Genomic DNA, 19,392 nt, shown 5'->3' with positions numbered 1-19,392 from the left:
AGGCGGAAATGTTTGCGTGGTCGGCTGGGCATCGGGGGCGGTTTCGGGGGCCGGGCCGTGGCTGTGTTGCATGTGTGGCGTGCTGGTGAAGGCGGAAATGTCTGCCTGGTCAGCTCGGCATCGGCATCGGCATCGGCATTGGCATCGGCATCGGCTGCGGTTTCGGGGGCCGAGCTGTAGCTGTGGCGCGTTAGCGGCATGCCGATGAAGGTGGAAACGGTGATCGGCACCGGTTTTCGTAGAGGTGTTGGCGCCCGGCAGGATATAGCGGTGGCCGAAGTGATCGATATCGACGACCCCGCTGACCCGCGGGTCGATGACTTTCGCGACCTGAAATCCGCGGACCGGCGTCCGGATCTGCCGGGGCGCAAGGGGCTAGTGATCGCCGAGGGGGTGGTGGTCGTCCAGCGGATGCTGGATTCGCGGTTTCGGCCGGATGCGCTGCTCGGGGTGGAGAAGCGGCGCGTCCAGCTAGCGGCGGATCTGGCGGATATCGATGTGCCGTACTACCGGGCGAGCGCCGAGGTGATGGCGGAGGTGGTCGGGTTCCATCTCAACCGCGGGGTGCTCGCGGTGGCGCGCAGGCCCGCGGAATTGAGTGTGGACGAAGTCATCGAACAGGCCAGGACGGTCGCGGTCCTGGAGGGCGTGAACGATCACGAGAATCTCGGCTCGATGTTCCGGAACGCGGCCGGGCTCGGCGTCGAGGCGATCCTGTTCGGGGATCGGTGCGCCGATCCGCTGTACCGGCGGGCGGTGCGGGTATCGATGGGACATGTGCTGCGGGTGCCGTTCGCGCAGCTGCCGAAGTGGCCGGATGGACTGGATATACTGCGGAGCAAGGGATTCCAGATCATCGCGCTCACCCCGAACCCGGCCGCCGTGAATCTGGCGACGGCGATGACGGGGGAGCGAGTGGCGTTGCTGCTCGGGGCGGAGGGCCCCGGGCTGACCGAGGAAGCCATGCGAGCCACCGATATTCGGGCCCGCATCCCGATGTCACCGGGCACCGATTCACTCAATGTGGCGACCGCGGCGGCGATGGCGTTCTATGAACGGGTGAGGACGTCGTGAGCTATTTCCCGAACGGGGCGTACCGCCCGTACCAGCCCTACCGGGACCCGACCCCGTGGGCCGCCGGGCTCACCGTCGCGACCATGGTGGCATTGCTGACGGCCGTCGCCGTGTACGCGTTCGGCTCGGCACTGGCACAGGTGCATCCGATTCTCGCGATCCTGGTCAACCTGGTCGCCGTCGGCGGCGCCGCCCCTACCGCATGGCGCTGGCGTCTCGCACCGGTAACCCGCTGGGTCATCGGCGGCGGCGCGGCCGGTGTGTTGCTCGGCTGGCTGGTTCTGATCATCGGCGGCCTGTCCGGCTAGACCTCAGCAGACGCGATCCTTGCCGCGCAGCCAGTCGAGCAGGCCGCGTCTCGGTTTCGTATCGCCGTTCCTATGCTCGTCCCGTGGCATCAGGTCGGCCGGGTCGGGGGCTTGGCCCTTCGGGTAGAGGGTGAATCCGCAGACCGCGATATCGCGCGGGATCAGCGCGCCGTCGGCGGAGGGGGCGCGGTAGTGGAAACCGAGCCATTCGTTGTTGGCGGCGTCGGCGAAATCGGGTGGATCGAACGGGAGGGTCTGCGGGTCCGGCAGTTCCCCGGCCTGCCACCGCACCGGATGATCACCCGCCCAGTACGAACGCTCCCACACCAGCGGCAGCCCGTCGTCTTCCAGGATGTTCACCCGAGTCGAACTGAACGAGCGCCGGAATTCGCCACGCTCCCAATGCGCGAACGCGCCCCAGCCGTGATTGGCGTCGAACGAGACGAGATAGGTGTGCTCCGAGGCGAGCGGGCGGACGAGTAACTCCGGCAGCGCCGTCGGATGCGCCCGCGCCGCCTGCGTCGAGCACAGCACGGTGACCCCGGGATAGCAGCCGATGTACACCTCGTCGGCATCCGGCCCCGCGCAACCGCCCAGCGTGCCGACCATGATGGGCATGACGTCTCGGTCCGCGTGCAGCTGTTTCGCCAGCGCGAGCGCGGCTTCCGGATCCGGATCGTGGTTCGCGCGGAGTACCGCCAACGGATCCTGTGCGTCGACGTACCAGAGAGATGAAGCCTTGGACAGCATTTCCGGCACCTCCCGATGGTTGCACCAAACAGCTCCGCGAACTTCGAGCAACTCCACAGCCCCCTCGCGCAACTTCGCACTACCGTGAACCGCCCACGCCGACTCGAGTCGACGACACACCGAAAATCTACCCGCACTCCCCACCCAACACCCCCCCTTCCGCACCCGAACACGCCAGCACCCCCCACAAATTCGGCCAAACACCCCCGAAATCAAGATCAGGTGGAAACTGTGGCGGCATCGCCCGAGAAGCCCCCGCCACCATGTCCACCTGATCTTGATCGCCTGCCGAAGGCGCGCGGAATGCGGCCTAGGTGTGGAGGGCTTGGCCGCACCTCGCGACGGGGCCGCGGCTCAAGAGCTCTAGTGCTGGCGGCGCTTTGGTTTGGAGGCCTCAGCGATCCACCTCGCGCCCGGACAACTCGATCGCTCCAGACCCTCTCCCCGCACCCCAGCCCAGGAACGAGCCTCAGTGCCCCGAGCTACGAACCCCGAGCAGCACGTCTTCCCAGGACGGCATAGGCGCCTTGCCTCGCTTCCGCGCCGACTTCGCGGGCGCGGCCTTGGTCTTCGGCGCTTCCTCCGATGCTGCGGGCTTCGCCGATGCGGGCTTCGCCGGAGCAGCGGGAGTGGACGGAGTAGTGCTCGCAGCGCCCGCACCGGCGGGAGGCGTGCTCCCCGCGGCGACCGAAGTGGAACCACCCGCGGCCGGAATGGCATTCGTGCTCGCCGCCGGAATCGCAGCAGCACTACCACTCGCACTGACCGGCGTACTGCTACCACCGGCCGCGACGGAGCGCTGCTCGTAGTACTCGTCCAATGTCGGCTGGGTCCGTACGGCGGTCCGTGCCGGTGGTGGTGCGGTCTCGCGCGCCGGACGCGTCTCGGCGGTCCGTGTCTCCACGGGGCGAGTCTCTACTTGCGGTTCCGGTGTCGCGGGCGCCTCGATTTCGGCCTGCGGCGGCAGGATGGTCGCGAGACCGCGTAGGGCACGGCCGAAGTCGGGATCGATCAGATCCGAGGCCGGATCGTCGAGCGGGGAGACCGAGCCGCCGTGCGCGTCCGGCTGGTAGCGCCAATGCGCGGCGATTTCGGAACGGCCGTTCTGCCACTGCAATTGGGCGACCCAGAAGCCCTTTTCGTCCTTCCAGGCATCCCACTCGGCGTTCTCGAGGGTGTGTCCACGCTCGGTGAACGCGGCGGTGACGATGTCGATGAGGGTTTCCACGGCCGGACCGTCGGCGCGCACCGGATGCGCCTTCTGCGCGAGTTCGGCGGCGCGGGCCCGTTCCAGGAGCACGGGATAGGCGAACCGTTCGACCCGGCTCAGCGGCATCCCGGATTCCTCGGTGACCTGTTCTACGGATGCCCCGGCGCGGATACGAGCTTGAATATCGCGGGGACGCATAGTTGCTTCCATCTCGATCTCAATCTGGCCGAATCGGGCAAGGTCTCCGCGTGCTGCGGCTCGAAGCTTGTCGTCGGCGGGAAGCCGGTACTTGCTGCCGGTCTCGGTGTCGATGCACACGATGTGCGTGGAGTCGGGCGTCACCCCGATCACTCGAAGTTCACGCACCGTTACCTCCTTATCGCGTCGGCTCGCGACACCGCCCACTTTCCGAAACAGTAGTGCACTACCGATGATCTCGAGGCAAGACACGCGGGGCGGAAATCTGCGAAAGTCCCTCCGCGCCCCGCTAATCTGCTCTGTTCGAAACGCAGTGTCTCATTTGCCGCGCATTCGCGCGGCGTGTTCGCACCCCCCAGTGTCTCGCGTCCGAGCGGTCGTGACTCGCGCCTGCGGCGCATGCGCTTCGACCACTCGGACGCGAGACGGGCCGCGAACAGGCGCTCGTAAGACTCGCGCCGTGCGGGGCGACTTGCGAACGGCCACTGCGGCCCGTGGTTACGGCTTAGATGCTGGCGGTGCTAGGTGCCGCCTCGTATCTGAGCGGCCCCTCAGCTCAGCTTTTCGACGACCCAGTCGATGCTGCGCGTGAGCTGACTCACATCCTCGGGGTCGATTGCCGGGAACATGCCGACGCGCAGCTGGTTGCGGCCGAGCTTGCGGTAGGGCTCGGTGTCCACGATTCCATTGGCGCGCAGCACCTTCGCCACCGCGGCGGCGTCGACCGAATCGGCGAAGTCGATGGTGCCGACCACCTGTGAGCGGTGCGCCGGATCGGTGACGTACGGGGTAGCGAAGGAGCTCGACTCGGCCCAGGAGTACAGCCGCGACGAGGAATCCAGCGTCCGCTTGACCGCCCAGTCCAGCCCGCCGTTGCTGTTGAGCCATTCGATCTGGTCGGCGAACAGCAGCAGGGTGCCCAGCGCCGGGGTGTTGTAGGTCTGGTCCTTGGTGCTGTTGTCGATCGCGATCGGCAGCGAAAGGAAGTCCGGGGTCCAGCGACCCGAGGCCTTGATCTCCTCGACCCGGGCCAGTGCGGCCGGGCTCATCAGCGCGATCCACAGGCCGCCGTCGGAGGCGAAGCACTTCTGCGGGGCGAAGTAGTAGACGTCGGCATCGGCGATGTTCACCGGCAGGCCGCCCGCGCCGGAGGTGGCGTCGATGGCGATCAGCGCATTCTCCGAACCCGCCGGACGCTGCACCGCGATCGAGACGCCGGTGGAGGTTTCGTTGTGCGCCCAGCCGATGAGGTCGACCGAGGGATCCGAAACCGGCTCGGGCGCACTGCCCGGCTCCGAGGAGACGATGATCGGATCGCCGATGAACGGGTTGCCCTTCGCCACCGCGGCGAACTTCGAGCTGAACTCACCGTTGGTCAGGTGCAGCGAGCGCTCGCGGATCAGGCCGAAGGCGGCGGCGTCCCAGAACGCCGTGGTGCCACCGTTGCCGAGCACCACCTCGTAGCCGTCGGGCAGCGCGAAGAATTCCCGCAGGCCATTGCGCACCCGCGCGACCACGTCCTTGACCGGCTTCTGCCGGTGGCTGGTTCCGAATACCGAGGCGCCGACGGACACCAGAGACTGCAACTGCTCCGGTCGCACCTTGGAGGGGCCACAGCCGAACCGTCCGTCGGCGGGCTTGAGATCGTCGGGAATGGTCGGGAACTCAGCGGTCATGGCCAACAGGGTAGACGGTGGTATTGCTGTGACTCTGACCACACTCCGGCTAACGTAGTCGTCCATGGACCTGGCGTCGGCTAACACGGGGTGGGGACTGCGCAATCGGGGGCCACGGAATTTCGGGCTCCGCGCGGGTGCGTTATCGGAAGGGCAGCGGCGCGAGTTACTCATGCACGGCGTCGCCGGGTCGGCGACGATCCTCGGCGTGCGCCCGCGGCGCAGCGAACCCGGACACATCTTCTGGGTCCGAGTGCAGGTAGACGACGCGCTACCGTACGAAACCCGGGTTCGGCAGCGGATGCGCCCGGAAGACCTGGAGTGGATGCAGCCCGGTGACGTGATCTGCTGCCGCGTCGATCCGGGCGACCGGGAGCGGCTGGTGCTCTACGTGCCCGCCATCGAGGAAACGGGCCGGGCGAGCATTTCCAAGATCCTGTCCGACGGCCGCCGCGCCGATGCCACCGTGCTCGCCGCCGCGCCGGTGGCGGCCGACTACGCCGGTCGCGACGATCCGGTGCTGCGCCTGACCCTGGAACTGCGCGCCTGGGACGAGCCGAAACCGTGGCGCGTCCGGCTCATCCAGCCGGTCCCGCTGGCCGCCATCGGGCTTGTCGATCTGGGCCAGCACCTCGAGGTCGCCTTCTTCACCGTCGACCACGGCGAATCCGTAGCCGTCGACTGGCTCGCGTCCCTCGGCGAGGACTAGTGCCGCGTCCAGATGGCCTCTGCTGCATCGAGCCGTGGGTCCGACGAGTTCCGTCGAGCGTAGTCGAATGGTGGTCGTCCACACTGCATTCGACCGCCATATCACTACGCTCGGCGAGCTGCCGGACGCGGCACTAGCAGCCGAGTTGCATGGCGGCCCCGGCGATCGGCGCCGCCATTCGATCGCTAACTCTTCGCCTTCACCCGAGCCAGGGCGTGGCCGGTCAGCGCGATGAGGGCGGTTTTGGCGGACTCGCGGTCTCTGGCGTCGATCATCATGACCGGGACATCGTCGGATAGTGAGAGCGCGTCGCGGATGGCTTCCTCGGGAAACTTCGGGGCGCCGTCGAATTCGTTCACCGCGACCAGGAACGGCAGTCCGAGTTCCTCGAAATAGTCGACGGCGGCGAAGCTTTCGTCCACGCGCCGGGTGTCGACCAGCAGGATCGCGCCGATCGCGCCGAGGCTGAGGTCGTCCCACATGAACCAGAACCGGTGCTGGCCGGGCGTGCCGAACAGGTAGAGCACCAGATCGTCGGACAGCGTGATCCGGCCGAAATCCATGGCCACCGTGGTGGTCTGCTTATCCGGGACCGCTGAGGTGTCGTCGATCTCGGAGCTGAGATCGGTCATCAGCGCCTCGGTCTTCAGCGGCACGATATCCGATACCGCACCCACCATGGTGGTCTTGCCGACGCCCATTTCTCCGGCTATCACGATCTTCGCCGAGACAGCGCGGGACGCGGCGGGTGCTTCTTGCTCAGGTGCGGTCATCGAACATCCTCGGCTGCAAAGGGTTTCAACTTACCAGTGGCTCTTCCGTCACGTACCCCCCGCTCATAGCTGTTCAATCCTGCGCGGATCGATTCCGGGTCCCGTCGTGGGCCCGCCGCCGAATCCGTTGTTCCCGCCCCCGATTCGGCCCCGCCAGGCACCAACTGATTCCCAGGGTCTCGTTTCGGTAGTCCGGAGGTCGTCCTTTCCGTGATCTGCGCATCCGCCGCCCGCTGTGCGGCAGACCAGCCTTCATCCGCCGCCGAATGCCAATTCGTCAAGACCGGTAACTCCCCTGTAGTCGGATCCGCCAACCACTTCGACATCATCCCCGCGAATATCGGCGTCGATTCACCACCGGTATCTTGCGCCGATTCCGCGCCCGATGTGGATCGGCTCGACTCCGCCGCATCCCCATTCGGCCCCGATGGTGTGGATTCGGTAGGCGTGGTCTGGAAGAACGATGAAGCCTTGACCACGCGCTCCTGGGGCCCGGTCGGTGGGCCCGGATCGGCCATGCTCGCCGGTGCGGGCGTCGCGGTGGTTGGTGGGGCGGTAGCCGGTGTCGAGGTGGCCGCTGCGGTTGTGCCGGACGTTTTCGCGGCGGCTGCGCCCGACTTGCGACGCCCCTTGCGGTTGACGCCCGGAACCCGTTTCGGCAGGCCATAACTGGTGATCACCGGCGGTGCGTCGGATGCGTCGGGCGCGGGTTTCGTCGGCTTGGGCAGGGGTGCGGGCGGTGCGCCGATCCGCCGGGCGGCAGGTGCGGACTCGGCCGCGGGCGTGACCGGCTCGGCCGCGGACGCTGCCGCCTCGGCCGCGGTGGGCGCCGACTTGGTGGCGGCCGTGCCAGCTCGAGTCGTCGCTGGGGTCCCCAGCGTGTCGCGATGCACCGGAATCACCGGCTTCAGGGTGGTCGGATCGTCCGAATCCTGCGACGGGACTTCGATGAGCGCCGGCGGAATGTGCAGGCTGGCGGTGATTCCCGGACTGAGCGCGCGATCGTGCGTGCGTCGGAGTCGAACCGTGATGCCGTGTCGCTCGGCGAGCTTGCCGACCACGAACATGCCCATCTGCCGGGTCGTCGCCACGGTGACCGCGGCCGGTGTCGCCAGACGCTCGTTGATCTCGTTCAGTTCGGCCGCCACGATGCCGATGCCCTCGTCGATGACCTCGACCAGCAGGCCGCCCTCGGAGGTCCGGCTGTAGGCGAATGTCACGTCGCTATCGGGCGGGGAGGCGCGCAGCGCGTTCTCCAGCATCTCCGCGATCAGATGCACCACATCGGTGGCCGCGATGCCCGCGACCCAACCATCGGGTGTCGCACCGGATTTGACCCGCTGATAGTCCTCGACCTCGGAAACCGCGGCGCGCAGGATATCACGGACCTCGACCGGACCGGACCGATCGTGGCGCGATCGCGTCCCGGCCAGCACCAGCAGATTGGCGCTGTTGCGCCGCATGCGCGCGGCCAGGTGATCGAGCCGGAACAGGTGGCCGAGCCGCTCGGGATCCTTCTCCTCGAATTCGAGCGCCTCGATCATGCTGAGCTGGCGATCCACCAGCGTCTGGCTGCGCCGGGCCATGGTCTCGAACATGTCGTTGACCTGATCGCGCAGCAGTTGCTGCTGCGCGGCGAGTTTGAGTGCCTGCGCGTGCAAACCATCGACGGTGCGCGCGATTTCGCCGATCTCCTCGCCGGTGTGCACCGGCACCGGTTTCACCGAGATGTCCTCTAGGTGGGCGCCGCGCATGATCCGCTCGACCTCGTTCGGCAGATCCTGTTCGGCGAGTTCGGCCGCGCCCGCCCGCAGCCGGCGCAGCGGGCGCATCAGCGAGCGCGCGACCAACAGTGCCAATCCGAGCGCCGCGACCACCGTCGCGAGCACCACCAGCGAGGCCTGTACGGCCGCCGACCGGGCCGCGGCGACCTTATCGTCGACGTCGCTGATCACGCCCTGCACGATCTGGCGGGTCAGTCCGGTGAAGACATCGCGGGATTCGATGGCAAGTCGCCGCAGCTCGACCAGGTCGACGACGTGGGTACGGACGCCCACCTCGATCATGTCCTTGAGCACGGCGTTATTGGGGCGCACCACCCGATCGAGCTCGGCCTTGGCCGCGGGCAGCACCCGCTCGACCGCATCGGCGGTGGCCAGGAAACGGCCCTGCGCGGTATGGAAACCCTCGGCCTGCGTCGGCTGCTGGATCGCCTGCATCGCCGCCATCAGCCAGTTGAAGCCCTCGACCTTGCTGACGAGCACATCGGAGAGCTGCGCCTTCGCGGCGACCACCGAACCGACGCGGATCGGCGTGAGCAGCTTGTCCACGGTGCCGATCGCATCCACGACGATCGCGTTGTTCAACTCGATGGCCTTCACCGGATCCCCGCCGCCCTTGCCGCCGGAGCGGATGACCTCGCTGGTCGCGGTCATCTGCTTCAGCGCCCTGGCGACCGTGCCATCGATGCCCTTGCGTCCGGCCCGCACGGTGGCTTCGGTGATAGCCGTTGACAATTCGACCAGGTCCTGGTCGGTGGTGGTGCCGTAAACCTGCCCACCCGCGACCGTGGAGGCGGCGGATTCGAGTGCGGTGATCACCGGAATATCGGCGATCCGATCGGCCGCACTGTCGTATTCGGAGTAGTCGTTGAAGAACACCGTCAGGCGCAGGCCGCCGAGCAGGATGGCCGCGGCCAGCGGAAGCGCAACGGCCGCGCCGACTTTCCAACGGACCCGCCATTGCTCCAGGTTCCGCCACCGAGTGTGCGCGAATATGCCCTGCGCCACCCTACCTACCGCCTTCCGCTCGGATCGGCCCGATCGGCCATCTCGCGCTCGGCGAAATGCCCAGTGAACAGCCGCGATCCGTCTCACCATCGTGCTGCGCCCGAACTGGTCGGGCAGGTTTGTTCATGAGCGACCGGCAGGCGGTCGGCTGACCTCGCGATAGCAGTCAGCATCGGTACCATACTGGCTCGCCGCCGAGGGTTGCGCGTTATTGGCGCGATCCTGGGGGCGTCCAGTCCATTCCGTAATCTTCGTGCTCAAAGGTGGACAAAAGTGAACCCGGCCGAACGCAGCGCGGGCAGCGCGGCGGTCATGCCGGCGGCGGTCCCGGAGTTCGGCCGGTGCATATGCGCCAGCGAGATCGCGCCGGGTTCGGCGGCTTTCATCGCATTCTGGACCTGCGCGGCGCTCGCGGTGGCGCCGTAGTCGGCGTTGATGCTGAAACCGATGGGCCGCTCGCCCAACTCGTTGACGATCGACACCGCGACGTCATCGTAGTGCGCGGTACCGGTGCGGAAGAACCGCGGTGGCTTGCCGAGCAGGGTGGTGAGCCGTTGGTGATTGGCCCAGACCTCCTCGGCCGCCTCCTGCGGTGAGCCGGTGCCGGCGATGCCGTAGGCGGCCCGGCCGGTCACCGAGAGCGGCTTATGCGCCACACCGTGATTGGCCAGCTCGAACAGCGGATTCGCCGCCAATTGCGCGGCCCGGCCCGGATTCGCGTCGATCCAGCGCTTATTGAGGAAGAGCGTGGCCGGAATCTGCTGGGAGATCAGCAGATTCAGCAGTACTTCGTCGATATCGTTATTGCCCGGCCCGCCGCACGCGTCGAAGGTGAGCGCCATCTGCTTGCCGGTTGCCGTGAAAGTGCTGGTGATGCCGTCCATCTCCATGCCCCACTGCTGCGGCTGCTCGCCCGCGTGCCGGGCGGCCACCGCGACGGGTGAGTTGGCCGCGGGCGCCTGTTGCTGCGGGGCCTTCGGAACGGCCTGCACATCGACGGCGTTCGCAGCGGTCGTCGTACTCGGTTGCGCGGACGTTCTATTGCCCTTATCGGTACTGCAACCAGCGACGAAAGCCGCAGCCGCGGCACCGAACCCGATCAGCCGCCGCCGCGACATATCCCTATCCAGCATTCCCCGTTAACTCTCTTCCCACAGCGTCCTCGCCAGATGCTACGCGGAATATCGGAAGTGAGATTGCTCGCTTACCCGACGACGACGGAATGAGTCTTACCAGCGACATTCGCGGCACCTCGATCAGACATAGCCGGACACCGTGGCAGACAGGTCCTGCCACGGTGTCCGGCTATGAATCAGCTGATCGCGCTACGCGTGCGCGACGGTGGACCAGCCAGCGACATCCTGCGGCTGGCGCGGGCCGGGGCCGGTGTAGATGGCGGCCGGGCGGACCAGCTTGCCCAGCTGCTTCTGCTCGAGGATGTGAGCACACCAACCGGCGGTGCGGCCACAGGTGAACATCGCGGGCATCATGTGCGCGGGCACCTCGGCGAAGTCCAGGATGACCGCGGCCCAGAACTCGACATTGGTCTCGATGGCGCGGTCCGGGCGACGCTCGCGCAGCTCGGCCAGCGCGGCCTGCTCCAGTGCGGCGGCGACCTCGAAACGCGGGGCGCCGAGGCGCTGGGCGGTGGCGCGCAGCACGCGGGCGCGCGGATCCTCGGCCCGGTAGACCCGGTGGCCGAAGCCCATCAGCTTTTCCTTGCGGTCCAGGATGCCCTTGACCAGAGCGCGTGCGTCACCGGACTTTTCGACGGCCTCGATCATCGGCAGCACGCGTGCCGGTGCGCCGCCGTGCAGCGGGCCGGACATCGCACCGATCGCGCCGGACAGCGATGCCGCGACATCGGCACCGGTGGAGGCGATTACGCGCGCGGTGAAGGTGGAGGCGTTCATGCCGTGTTCGGCGGCGGAGACCCAGTAGGCGTCGATGGCCTCGGTGTGCCGCGGATCCGGGTCACCCTTCCACCGGGTCATGAATCGCTCGGTCACCGTGGTGCACTCGTCGATCTTCTTCTGCGGCACGGCGGGCTGGTAGATGCCGCGTGCGGACTGCGCGACATAGGACAGCGCCATCACCGAGGCGCGCGCCAGATTCTCCCGCGCGGTCTCGTCGTCGATATCGAGCAGCGGCTGGTAGCCCCAGATCGGGGCGAGCATGGCCAGCCCGGCCTGCACGTCGACGCGCACGTCACCGGTGTGCACCGGCAGCGGGAACGGTTCGGCGGGCGGTAGACCGCGACCGAATTCACCGTCCACCAGTAGTGCCCACACGTCGCCGAAGGTCACCTGCGAGCCGACCAGGTCCTGGATATCGACGCCGCGGTAGCGCAGCGCGCCGCCGTCCTTATCGGGTTCGGCGATATCGGTGGTGAAGGCAACCACGCCTTCCAGGCCGCTGATGAAGTCGGGGGGTACGGCGGTCTGCCCACTGGGCACCGCGGGGCTGGTAGTCATGTTGTGACTCTCCTTGCACTTCGGTTTCGCATTCCGTAGCGACTGGTTGCGGGTCGCTCGAAAAGGTCACGAGCGCCTGCTTGCTGGTCGCTCGAAAAGGCCTGCTCTCGCCGATGAGGGTGTGGCTCGCCGAGCACATGCCGATCAACAAAACCTTAGCTCCTTGCTACCGCAGAGTAACGTCTGCCCCATGCGTGACCTGGACAATTCATCTGTCGGTCAGGAAACGACCGCACCCGATCCGACCCTGCTCCCGGCGACCGATCTGGCCGCCATGCGAGTCGATTACGGCGGCATGCCTTTCGGTAGCGGCGAGGACACCGATCTGGACGAAGCCTGGCTGGCCGGGGGCTGGGAGCCGCTGCTGCGGCATTGGATCGAACAGGCCACCGCCGTCGGCATCGCGGAGCCGAACGCGATGGTCGTGGCCACCGTCGCACTCACCGATGCCGGTCCGCGCCCGGTCGCCAGGACGGTGCTGTGTAAAGGCCTCTCACCGGAGGGTGTGACTTTTTACACGAATTACGACTCCGCCAAGGGCAACCAGCTGGCCGCCGTGCCATTCGCCGCGGCGACCTTCGTCTGGCCCGCGCTCGGCCGTCAGGTTCATGTGCGCGGACCAGTCGAGCTGGTCTCCGCCGAGACCACCGCCGTCTACTGGCGCTCCCGGCCGCGCGATTCGCAGCTGGGGGCGTGGGCATCGCGGCAGTCCCGGCCGATCGCCTCGCGCGCCGAACTGGATCGCACGCTGGCCGAGACCACCGCGCGCTTCGCCGATGTCGACGAGATCCCGGTGCCGCCGCATTGGGGCGGTTTCCTCATCCGACCCGATGAAGTGGAGTTCTGGCAGGGCCGCCGGAGTCGGCTGCACAACCGGATTCGGGTCCGCATCAGCGGCGATGTCATGACTGTCGACCGACTACAACCCTAAGGATCGTGACGACCCCAACGTTGTTGGGCCGCTGACCGACTCATTACGCTCCGGCCGGTGAAACTGCTCGCCGACATCACTCCGCTGCGGCACTCCGACTACCGGCGGCTATGGACTTCCGGCATCGTCACGATCATCGGTGCGCAGCTATCCACCGTCGCGGTGCCGCAGCAGATCTTCCAGATCACCGGCAGTTCCGGCTATGTCGGGCTGGCCGGACTGTTCGGCTTGGTGCCATTGATCGTGTTCGGCCTCTGGGGCGGGGCGCTGGCCGATGTGATGGACCGGCGCGAGCTGCTGCTCATCACCAATAGCGGCACCGGCCTCACCGCGCTCGCATTCTGGGTGCAGGCGGCGGTCGGGCTCGACAACGTGTGGGTCGTGCTCGGCCTGTTCTCCGTACAGCAGGCGTTCTTCGCGGTGAACCAGCCGACCCGCAGCGCGACCATTCCGCGCCTGCTGCCCCCGGAGCACCTGGCCGCCGCCAATTCGCTGAATATGACGGTGTTCCAGTTCGGCGCGATCGCCGGACCGGTGCTGGCCGGTGCGCTGATCCCGCTGCTCGGGCTGGCCACGTTGTACCTCATCGACGCCATCGCCCTGCTCGCCACGCTGTGGGCGGTGTGGAAACTGCCCGCGCTGCCCCCGACCGGAACGGCCCGCAAGGCCGGATTCCGCACGGTCGCAGCCGGTTTCGCCTATCTCGCGACCCAGCGCATCCTGCTCGCATCCTTCGCGGTGGACGTGATCGCCATGGTGTTCGGCATGCCGCGGGCGCTGTTTCCGCAGATCGCGCAGGAGACCTTCGGCGATCCGGCGACCGGCGGCGTCGCGCTCGGTCTGCTGTTCGCGTCCATGTCGGTGGGCGCGGTGCTCGGCGGGGTCTTCTCCGGCTGGATTCCGCGCATCCGGCGTCCGGGCTCGGCCGTGGTGATCTGCATCGCGCTGTGGGGTGTGTCGATGGTCGGGTTCGGCCTGGCCGTCGGCTTCACCGGACACGGTCTCGGGCTCGGGCTCGGTCTGTGGATCGCACTGGCCTGCTCGGCGTTCGGCGGCGCCGTCGACATGATCTCGGCCGCACTGCGCGTCACGATGCTGCAGACGGTGGCCACCGACGAAATGCGCGGGCGCCTGCAGGGCGTGTTCATCGTGATCGTCGCCGGCGGCCCGCGCATCGGTGATGTTGCCCACGGTTTTGCCGCGGCCACCCTGGGTACTGCGGTCGCCGCGGCGGGCGGCGGTGTACTGGTGGTTATCGGGATGGTGCTGGCGGCACTGGCTTTCCCCGTATTCATGCGCTACCAGGTCGCCAGGTCGCGTTCGACGCCGGCGTCGGATAGCACGGCAAACCTCACGTGACGCGAACGCGTTTGTGAGGTCGGCCGGTGGGCACCCTCGTTCTCGGGCCGCGCGAGCAACGACTAGCGTCTAGGTGAGCGCACCGCCGTGCCGACCGCACCCCGATGCCGACGGTCCTAGCCTGAGAGGGATCCTTCCGTGCCCGAAAAAGACCACATCAACGACGCCAAGCCGGTTCTGAGCTACCCCGGCGGCGAATACGCCATGACGATCGCCCAAGCCAAAGAAGGCAATGACGGCATCGACCTCGGCAAAATGCTGGCCAGCACCGGGTATGTGACCTATGACCCCGGATTCATGAACACCGCGCCGACCAAGTCGGCGATCACCTACATCGACGGCGAAGCGGGCATCCTGCGGTACCGCGGCTACCCGATCGACCAGCTCGCGGAGTCCTCGACCTTCATCGAGGTCAGCTACCTGCTGATCTACGGCGAACTGCCGACCCAGGCGCAGCTGGACGATTTCACCGACCGGATCCGCCGCCACACCCTGCTGCACGAGGACCTCAAGCGGTTCTTCGACGGCTTCCCGCGCAACGCGCACCCGATGCCGGTGCTCTCCTCCGCGGTGAACGCCCTCTCGGCGTACTACCAGGACTCGCTGGACCCGCGCGATCCCGAACAGGTCGAGCTGTCCACCATCCGACTGCTGGCCAAGCTGCCCACCATCGCGGCCTACTCGTACAAGAAGTCGGTCGGCCAGCCGTTCCTCTACCCGGACAACTCGCTGAGCCTGGTGGAGAACTTCCTGCGGATGACCTTCGGCTTCCCGGCCGAACCCTACGAGGTCGACCCGGAGATCGCCGCGGCACTCGACATGCTGCTGATCCTGCACGCCGATCACGAGCAGAACTGCTCCACCTCGACCGTGCGCCTGGTCGGCTCCTCCGACGCCAACCTGTTCACCTCCGTCTCCGGTGGCATCAACGCGCTGTGGGGCCCGCTGCACGGCGGCGCCAACCAGGCCGTGCTGGAGATGCTGGACGGCATCAAGGCCGAGGGCGGCAACGTCAAGGAATTCATCCGCAAGGTCAAGAACAAGGAAGACGGCGTGAAGCTCATGGGCTTCGGGCACCGCGTCTACCGCAACTACGACCCGCGTGCCTCGATCGCCAAGAAGCATGCCGACGCGATCCTGTCCAAGCTCGGCGGCGATGACGAATTGTTCGATATCGCAAAGTCTCTCGAAGAGGCCGCGCTCACCGACGAGTACTTCATCTCGCGTCAGCTGTACCCGAACGTCGACTTCTACACCGGCGTCATCTACAAGGCCATGGGCTTCCCGACCCGCATGTTCACCGTGCTGTTCGCGATGGGCCGGCTGCCGGGCTGGATCGCGCACTGGCGTGAAATGCACAGCGAGCCTTTGAAGATCGGCCGTCCGCGTCAGATCTACACCGGCTACGGTCACCGCGACTACAGCGAAATCAACGGCCGTTAGTCTTCCATCCAATCACCATCACCTATCAGAGGGGATAGCCGAATGACCAAGCCGGATGTCGAATTCCAGGAGGGCCCCGCGCCCACCGAGCTGGTTATCAAGGACCTCGTCGAGGGCGAGGGCGCCGAGGCCGTGCCCGGCGGCACCGTCGAGGTGCACTACGTAGGCGTGGAATTCGAGACCGGCGAGGAGTTCGACTCGTCCTGGAACCGTGGCGAGTCGATCACCTTCCCGCTGCGCGGCCTGATCCAGGGCTGGCAGGACGGCATTCCGGGCATGAAGGTCGGCGGCCGCCGCCAACTCACCATCCCGCCGCAGCTGGCGTACGGCCCGGCCGGGTCCGGCCACAAACTCTCCGGCAAGACTCTGGTCTTCGTGATCGACCTGCTGAAGGCCAACTGACCCGAAGAGCCAACCGCGGCCCGTGCTTCCACTAGCACGGGCCGCGGTCGTCTCCAGTGCCGCCGACCCAGTGGGGTGCCGCGCACGATGACGGCAGATCGTCAGCGAATGAAGGGTCACCCAGAGCCGCAGCGAGACACCCCGCGCCCATGGACGCGGGGTTTATCAGTTGCGTACCACCTCGACTGGATCGGTGAGTGCCAGGGCGAGCGCGGACTGCTGGGTGCTGCTGCGCTGGGGGAGGGCGGCGACCGCTTTATCGGTCTGGGCGCTGAGGTTGGTCACGATCTGCTGGAGTTGGGTGACGCCGCCGGTGAGTTGGCCGATGGCGCCGACCAATTGGGCGCCGCCCTGGTCGGCGAGCTGGGGTAGGCCCTCGGCGAGTTTGGCGCCCTCGGCCAATTGCGCACTGGCGCCGGTCAAGCGGTCGACCACGGTGCGCAGCAGGGTGCCGAGATCGGTGCTCGGGTCCACGGCGCTGCCGACCAGATTGCCGAGATTGCTCAGCTGGGATCCGGTCTGACCCGAAAGATTGCGCAGCCCCTCGAGTTTTCCGATGATGTCGCTCACCTGCGGATCGCCGGCGAAGGGGAGCGCACGCAGCAGCGGCAGGATCTGATCGAGTCCGCCGCTGACCGTATTCGCGGTCTGCTGGACCTGTCCGATCGTGATGCCGGTCGAATCCAGCGCCGAGGCCAGCTGATTCGCCTGCTCGGCGGCACCGGAGACGGTCGAATTCAGCAGTGCGATGGCCGAAGTCAGCTGTGCCGAACCCTCTTTGGCGAAATTCAGGAAGCCGAGCAGCTGATCCGCGCCCGAGCTGAACTGGTCGGCGCCCGACGCCGCGGCATTCACTCCGGCATTGAGCAACTGGGTGGTGAACTGCACCGAGGTCATCTGGGTGCGCGCCTGCGCGACCGCGGCCAGGGCGGCGTCCACACCGGCCGCGCCGACCCGGTGCGTCACGGTATTCACCGCGCCGTTCACCAGATTCGTATCGGCGCCCTTATGCGTGTCCACCGTGACCTTGGCACGTTTGGGCTGTGCGCTCGCCAGCGTGCCCATGGATTCGGTCAGATCGGCGGGCAGGGTGATCACCGCCGCGTAGTCGTCGGCATTGATTTCACCGGGTTTGCCGACGGTCCACTCGTAACCGCCGCCATCCTGGCGCAGACCCTGCGCGATGCGCGCACCGGTCGGCCCGGTATCGGCGTTCACCAAGGCGATACCGCCTGGTGAACTGGACGATCGGCTACAAGAGGTGATGGCGCTCCCCAGCGCCCCGGCGATGAGAACGGCAACGGCGAGCAGAGCCCAGCGGGCGCGATTTCCGATCACACTTGCTGACCCTAGAGGTCCGGATTGGCATCGTCGCTCGCCGAACTCTGAGAGTTCGGTAAGGGCCGCCGATGAATTCGGTCAGGAAAGCTCGACGCTGGTGCGCTCCTCGATCGGTGGCGCATCGACCATCCGGCCGAAATCGAGCTTCACCAGCTGATCGGCGCAGTCGAAGTACCGGTCGTCGTGGGTGATCACGATGACGGTCTTCCCGCGCTTCTTGAGGTCGACCAGGATCTCCCGATAGAAGACCTCGCGGAACTTGGGCTCCTGATCGGCGGCCCACTCGTCGAAGACATAGATCTGCCGGTCCTCGAGCAGCGCGGTCAACAGCGCGAGCCGTTTGCGTTGGCCCTGGGACAGATCGATGGTGGACAACCGCCCGTCCTGCACCGTCACCTTGTGCGCGATCTGCAACTGCTCGAGATAGCGGCGCACCTCACCGTCGAGTCCGGGCCGATCGAAGCCCAGATACTCCTCGAACAGATGGAAGTCGGTGAAGATCGCCGAGGAATTCTGCCGGAACCACTCGATGTTCTGGTGGTCGATCGGCTCGCCGTTGAGCGAAACCGTCCCGGACTGCGGCACATACAACCCCGTGATCAGCTTGGCCAGCGTGGATTTGCCGCTGCCGTTGCCGCCGACGATGAAGGTGATCTGTCCGGGTTCGAAGACCAGGTCGAGCGGGCCGAGCCGGAATCCGGACTCGCCGTTGCCCGCCTCCGGGGGCGGCCCGAGCGGTACCGGCCGGTTGTCGTGCCCGCTGTGGTCGACGAACCGATGGCCGTTGACATCCGGTCGCGGCCCGCCGGGACGCGGCCCACGGCCGGGCGGATGCGCACCCCGGCCAGGTGCGCCGGGACCCGGCGGCGGAGCACCGGGAGCGGGCGCGCCCGGGCCCGGCGGGAACGGTGGAGGCGGTTCCATCCGGTAGCTGTAGGTCACATTCGTCAGCGCCAGCCGCGCCTCGCCGACGGCGGGACGCTCCGTGAACGGCAACTGCTCCTCGTTGTGCATGGTCGCCATGGACAGGTTCATGCCGCGGATCTTCGCCAGCGCCACATCACCGCGCAGCAGGTCCGGAATGCGGTGCATGAAGTTCTGCATCGGCATGGCCAGGAACGTCGTCACCAGGACATACCCGACCATGACATCGCGCGACAGATCGAGCGGCGCCACGAGCACGAACAGGATCAGCGCCATCGTGGCGAGCTGCAGTGCCTGCCCGAATCCCTGTGCCACCGAGAATTTGGATCCGGCGGCCACGTTCTGCGCGCGCAGCGTCGCGGCCGACCCGAGCAGATGCCGATCCATGAAGTCCCGGCGTCGGCCCCGATGCAACTTCAACTCTTTGATGCCCAGCGTCACGGCCTGATACGACCGCAACAGCGCGTCCTCGTTCTCGCGCGCCTCGCGGTAGATATTGCGCACCCGCTTCAGAATCAGCTCGACACAGGCGATCCCGAGCAGCGTGCCCGCCACGGTGACCGCGAACAGCGGACCCGAGACCACCAACAGGAAGACGAAGCAGCCGACGATGGTCGCCACATCGATGCAGATGCTCGGAATCGCGGTCACCGCCTGCGAGAGCGAGCGCACATCCTCGGTCAGCGTCGCCATCAGGCGGTGCATGCCGAGCCGTTCCAGATGCTCGAGCGGCGCCGAGACGATCCCGGAACTCAGATCCGCGCGCAGCCGGTAGATCGCCTCTTGGGCAAGGCGAATCAGCAGCACCTGCGATGCCACGCCGCTGACCAGAATGACCAGCGCCGTCAGGGCGAAGCTCTGGATGTTGACGTTCGGATGCGGCTCCGGCGATACGACACCGCGGATGAGTGTCACCAGATAGGTATTGGCCGCACCGCAGATGAGGCCCGCGGCGATGACGGCCGCGATCCGCATCCAGGAGATCGAGATGAGGAATCGGATGAGTTGCATGGTTGCTGCGCTCCCTGGGA

17 protein-coding genes are annotated in these 19,392 nt (G+C 67.0%); 7 read left to right on the top strand and 10 right to left on the bottom strand.

The window, feature by feature from the left end; all coding sequences use genetic code 11:
• Positions 1-200 (bottom strand): hypothetical protein (locus ACHQ4I_RS04890; RefSeq protein ID WP_420770462.1); only part of this gene is annotated, 200 nt, incomplete at its 3' end.
• A gap of 70 nt (positions 201-270) precedes the next feature.
• Here ACHQ4I_RS04890 and ACHQ4I_RS04885 point away from each other — a divergent pair.
• The gene (locus ACHQ4I_RS04885; protein ID WP_420770461.1) at positions 271-1,074 is read left to right on the top strand and encodes a TrmH family RNA methyltransferase; all 804 of its coding nucleotides are present in this window, start codon (positions 271-273) and stop codon (positions 1,072-1,074) included.
• Positions 1,071-1,382 (top strand): DUF2537 domain-containing protein, encoded by a 312-nt coding sequence (locus ACHQ4I_RS04880; RefSeq protein ID WP_420770460.1) that lies wholly within the window; start codon positions 1,071-1,073, stop codon positions 1,380-1,382. Before ACHQ4I_RS04885 ends, ACHQ4I_RS04880 begins: the two co-directional genes overlap by 4 nt.
• A 3-nt stretch (positions 1,383-1,385) precedes the next feature.
• Here ACHQ4I_RS04880 and ACHQ4I_RS04875 read toward each other — a convergent pair whose 3' ends face one another.
• From ACHQ4I_RS04875 to serC, 3 genes are all read right to left on the bottom strand, one after another.
• A complete protein-coding gene (locus tag ACHQ4I_RS04875; RefSeq protein WP_420770459.1) occupies positions 1,386-2,132 on the bottom strand; it encodes a DUF6928 family protein in 747 nt (248 codons plus the stop codon).
• Between the two features lie 469 nt (positions 2,133-2,601).
• Entirely contained in the window at positions 2,602-3,708 is a 1,107-nt protein-coding gene (gene sepH / locus ACHQ4I_RS04870; protein WP_420770458.1) for a septation protein SepH, read from the bottom strand.
• 383 nt (positions 3,709-4,091) lie between these two features.
• Positions 4,092-5,216: a phosphoserine transaminase gene (gene serC, locus ACHQ4I_RS04865; RefSeq protein ID WP_420770457.1), complete on the bottom strand. Its 1,125-nt coding sequence runs from the start codon at positions 5,214-5,216 to the stop codon at positions 4,092-4,094.
• A 64-nt stretch (positions 5,217-5,280) separates the two neighbouring features.
• Between serC and ACHQ4I_RS04860 the strand changes: the two genes are divergently transcribed.
• The gene (locus ACHQ4I_RS04860) at positions 5,281-5,925 is read left to right on the top strand and encodes a hypothetical protein (protein WP_420770456.1); all 645 of its coding nucleotides are present in this window, start codon (positions 5,281-5,283) and stop codon (positions 5,923-5,925) included.
• Positions 5,926-6,110: 185 nt separating this feature from the next.
• Here the strand turns inward: ACHQ4I_RS04860 and ACHQ4I_RS04855 are convergent, their stop codons facing one another.
• The 4 genes from ACHQ4I_RS04855 to ACHQ4I_RS04840 all read right to left on the bottom strand — a co-directional run bounded on the left by ACHQ4I_RS04855 (position 6,111) and on the right by ACHQ4I_RS04840 (position 11,961).
• Positions 6,111-6,698, bottom strand: a complete 588-nt coding sequence (locus tag ACHQ4I_RS04855; protein ID WP_420770455.1) for a GTP-binding protein — start codon at positions 6,696-6,698, stop codon at positions 6,111-6,113.
• The gene (locus tag ACHQ4I_RS04850; protein WP_420770454.1) at positions 6,695-9,487 is read right to left on the bottom strand and encodes a HAMP domain-containing sensor histidine kinase; all 2,793 of its coding nucleotides are present in this window, start codon (positions 9,485-9,487) and stop codon (positions 6,695-6,697) included. Before ACHQ4I_RS04850 ends, ACHQ4I_RS04855 begins: the two co-directional genes overlap by 4 nt.
• A 257-nt stretch (positions 9,488-9,744) precedes the next feature.
• Complete coding sequence (locus ACHQ4I_RS04845; protein ID WP_420770453.1) at positions 9,745-10,605, bottom strand: polysaccharide deacetylase family protein; 861 nt, start codon at positions 10,603-10,605, stop codon at positions 9,745-9,747.
• A 207-nt stretch (positions 10,606-10,812) separates the two neighbouring features.
• The gene (locus tag ACHQ4I_RS04840) at positions 10,813-11,961 is read right to left on the bottom strand and encodes a citrate synthase 2 (RefSeq protein ID WP_420770452.1); all 1,149 of its coding nucleotides are present in this window, start codon (positions 11,959-11,961) and stop codon (positions 10,813-10,815) included.
• A gap of 274 nt (positions 11,962-12,235) precedes the next feature.
• Here ACHQ4I_RS04840 and pdxH point away from each other — a divergent pair, with 274 nt between their 5' ends.
• From pdxH to ACHQ4I_RS04820, 4 genes are all read left to right on the top strand, one after another.
• A complete protein-coding gene (gene pdxH / locus ACHQ4I_RS04835; protein WP_420770814.1) occupies positions 12,236-12,892 on the top strand; it encodes a pyridoxamine 5'-phosphate oxidase in 657 nt (218 codons plus the stop codon).
• Positions 12,893-12,949: 57 nt separating this feature from the next.
• Positions 12,950-14,251, top strand: a complete 1,302-nt coding sequence (locus ACHQ4I_RS04830; protein ID WP_420770451.1) for an MFS transporter — start codon at positions 12,950-12,952, stop codon at positions 14,249-14,251.
• Positions 14,252-14,389: 138 nt separating this feature from the next.
• On the top strand, positions 14,390-15,694 hold the full coding sequence (locus ACHQ4I_RS04825) for a citrate synthase (RefSeq protein WP_420770450.1): 1,305 nt from the start codon (positions 14,390-14,392) through the stop codon (positions 15,692-15,694).
• Between the two features lie 42 nt (positions 15,695-15,736).
• Positions 15,737-16,096, top strand: a complete 360-nt coding sequence (locus tag ACHQ4I_RS04820; RefSeq protein WP_420770449.1) for an FKBP-type peptidyl-prolyl cis-trans isomerase — start codon at positions 15,737-15,739, stop codon at positions 16,094-16,096.
• Between the two features lie 165 nt (positions 16,097-16,261).
• On the opposite strand, the gene ACHQ4I_RS04815 is transcribed toward ACHQ4I_RS04820, so the two are convergent.
• Together ACHQ4I_RS04815 and ACHQ4I_RS04810 are read right to left on the bottom strand one after the other, a co-directional pair.
• On the bottom strand, positions 16,262-17,434 hold the full coding sequence (locus tag ACHQ4I_RS04815) for a YhgE/Pip domain-containing protein (RefSeq protein ID WP_420770448.1): 1,173 nt from the start codon (positions 17,432-17,434) through the stop codon (positions 16,262-16,264).
• Between the two features lie 81 nt (positions 17,435-17,515).
• Complete coding sequence (locus ACHQ4I_RS04810; protein WP_420770447.1) at positions 17,516-19,372, bottom strand: ATP-binding cassette domain-containing protein; 1,857 nt, start codon at positions 19,370-19,372, stop codon at positions 17,516-17,518.
• Positions 19,373-19,392 lie beyond the last annotated feature (20 nt).

Origin of the sequence: Nocardia nepalensis (assembly GCF_048910785.1) — a bacterium.
GTDB classification, from domain to species: Bacteria; Actinomycetota; Actinomycetes; order Mycobacteriales; family Mycobacteriaceae; genus Nocardia; species Nocardia nepalensis.
Note: the sequence above shows the minus strand (reverse complement) of the source record. Positions and strands in the feature narration are given on the sequence as shown.